Below are 1,977 nucleotides of genomic sequence, written 5' to 3' on the forward strand. Positions count from 1 at the left end.
CGGCGCCACGACGGCCGCGCTCACGCGCAGATCCAGGAGGAGGAACGGCCGATCCTCGGGATCGCGGGCGGCCCAGGATGCCAGGGCGTCGAGGTCGTCGGCATCCCGCACCACCACGCCCTCCGCGCCGAGGCCGCGCGCGACGGCGGCGAAGTCGACCTCGGGGATGAGCATCGGGTCGGGGTGCAGCCCCTTTTTGCCGTAGTTGAGGACCTCTGCGCCGTACTGCGCGTCGTTCCACACCACGGCGACACCGCGGCCGCGCGCGACGCGGATCGCCGTCTCCAGGTCGGCGATCGCCATGAGGCCGCCGCCGTCGCCCGTGGTCAGCACGATCGTCGACTCGGGCCGGGCGACGGCCGCCCCGGGCACGCTGGGGAAGCCCAGGCCGATCGACTGGTACGCGGTGCCGACCATGAGGTTGCGGTCGGGGGAGGCCACCGGCCAATACATGTTCGACCAGCCGAGGAAGTGTCCGCCGTCCGATACCACGACGCGATCCTCGGGCAGGAGCTCGGCGATCCGGGCCGCCGCGGTGCGGGGGTCGAGCCGCCCGTCCGGTCCGACGCCCTCTCCCGGCGCCTGCCGGCGGGCGGCCTCGAGATCGAGCCCGGAACCCCACGTCGAGGGCGCCGAGCCGCGGGCGCGCAGGCGCCGCACGATCTCGCCGGCCACCTCGGCCGCGTCCCCACGGACGTACCCGCCGACGTGCGGATGGGTCGCGGTGGGGGAGAGGTCGACCTGGAACACCCGCGTGCCCGGCGCGAACAGTTCGCCGAACCGCATCGTGAACTGGTTGAGTCGGGCGCCGAAGACGACGGCCACATCCGCGTCCCGCACGATCCGCATCGCGCCCGGGGCACCGAAACCGCCCGCGACGCCGAGGTCGCGCTCGCCGTCCGGGAACAGCCCGCGCCCGAGCGCCGTACTGGTCGTGAGGGCGCCGGTCAGGGCCGCGAGGTCCCCCAGTGCGCGTCCGGCCCCGGCGAGCCAGGCTCCGCGCCCGCCGAGCAGCAGCGGACGTTCGGCGGTCGCCAGAGCATCGACGATCGCGTCGATGACGCCGTCCGCATAGGGCCCGATGGGCGGGTGCTCCGGCGTGATCCGCGGGGCCGCGGCATCCGTCACCGGTCCCGCCTCGCGCGTCGCGACGTCGTACGGGATGCCGAGGACCACCGGCAGGCGGTACGTGAGGGCGTGCTCGATCGCGATGACGACCGTGGCGGCGGCGTCGCGATGCCCGACGGTGTAGGTGCGCGCACCGACTCCGGCCGCGAGCGCGATCTGGTCGACGCCCCACGGCCGCGGGCCCGAGGTGGGCTCGTCACCGACGATGAGGACGAGCGGGGTCCGCGCCTGCACGGCTTCGGCGAGGGCGGTGAGCGTGTTCGTGAACCCGGCGCCGTAGGTGGCGGTCGCCGCGGCGAGGCGTCCGCTCGCGCGATAGTGCGCATCGGCGGCGACGACCCCGGCGGCCTCGTGCCGGACGGCGACGAAGCCGGACGCCGTCTCGCGGCCGAGGGTGTCGAGGAAGTACGCGTTGCCGTTGCCCATGACCCCGAAGACGGTGTCGATGTGGCGGGCGAGGGTGTGCGCGACGTGCGCCGAGACGGTGGGCATGGCGAAGAGAGCCTTTCGAGACGGACGGAATGGATGCCGTATGTGTCTCGCGCTCGTCGTGCGCTACGTGCCCCTTTTTCGAGCAGCGACGCACGACCCCGTGCGCCTGACGGGATCGAGTATAGGTGGGCGTCAGCGCGGCGGTGCCGCCCGGGCTAGAACGCCACGCTCACGCTCTCCGCGGCCGTCGCCAGGCGCGCGGCGATCGCGGCGTCGTCGAGGTCGGACGCGACGTAGACGGCGGCGACCGCGGCTGGCGGGCGTCCGTGCACACGGAGCGGCACGGCCACCGCGCGCAATGACGGCACCACCTCGTCGTGGCTCGTCGCCCAGCCGCGCTCCGCGGTTTCGGCGATC

General features: G+C 74.3%; 1 protein-coding gene and 1 pseudogene. Both read right to left on the reverse strand.

Features of this window, described 5'->3' with window-relative positions; genetic code table 11:
* Nucleotides 1-1,620, reverse strand: a 1,620-nt coding sequence (locus tag AVW09_RS15160) for a thiamine pyrophosphate-binding protein (RefSeq protein ID WP_063258855.1), incomplete at its 3' end; no start/stop codon positions are given.
* A gap of 155 nt (nucleotides 1,621-1,775) precedes the next feature.
* Nucleotides 1,776-1,977, reverse strand: a pseudogene (locus AVW09_RS18080) (ArsR family transcriptional regulator); the annotation flags it as partial.

Source organism: Microbacterium sp. T32 (genome assembly GCF_001619615.1).
GTDB lineage: Bacteria > Actinomycetota > Actinomycetes > Actinomycetales > Microbacteriaceae > Microbacterium.